The following is a 575-nucleotide window of genomic DNA, read 5'->3' as shown; positions in this document are numbered from 1 at the left end:
TTCCGATCGCCGGGCGCCGTGATCCCGCGCTTGATGAGTTGGTCGGATTTTTCGTCAACACGCTGGTGTTGCGCACCAACCTGGGTGGAAATCCGACCGTGGCTGAGGTGTTGGCCCAGGTACGACAGCGCAGCCTGGCCGCCTATGAGCACCAGGATGTGCCCTTCGAAGTCCTCGTCGAACGGCTGCACCCCACCCGCAGCCTGACCCACCACCCCCTGATCCAAGTCGTCTTGGCCTGGCAGAACCTGCCCTGGCAGCATGACGGTCCGGCCGCCGGGCTGGCGCTGGGAGACGTGCGGGTCACGCCGGAGCCCGTCGACACCCAGGTCGCCCGAATGGATCTGGTGTTCTCGCTGGCCGAGCGCTGGACCGAGGACGGGCAGCCCGCCGGCATCGGGGGGGCGGTGGAGTTCCGCACCGACGTGTTCGACATCGGCAGCGTCGAGAGGCTGATCGAGCAGTTCAGGCGGGTGCTGGTGGCCGTCACGGCCGACCCCGCGCGGCGTATCTCGTCGATCGAGGTGCTGGATGAGGCCGAGCGTGCGCGTCTTGAGGTGATCGGTAATCGGGCG

1 protein-coding gene is annotated in these 575 nt (G+C 67.7%); it reads left to right on the top strand.

The window, feature by feature from the left end:
- A partial coding sequence (locus A5704_RS26840; RefSeq protein ID WP_156737771.1) for a condensation domain-containing protein occupies window positions 1–575 on the top strand: 575 nt, incomplete at both ends.

The organism is Mycobacterium sp. E735 (genome assembly GCF_001666955.1).
Classification (GTDB): domain Bacteria; phylum Actinomycetota; class Actinomycetes; order Mycobacteriales; family Mycobacteriaceae; genus Mycobacterium.
This window is presented reverse-complemented; position numbering and strand designations above follow the sequence as displayed.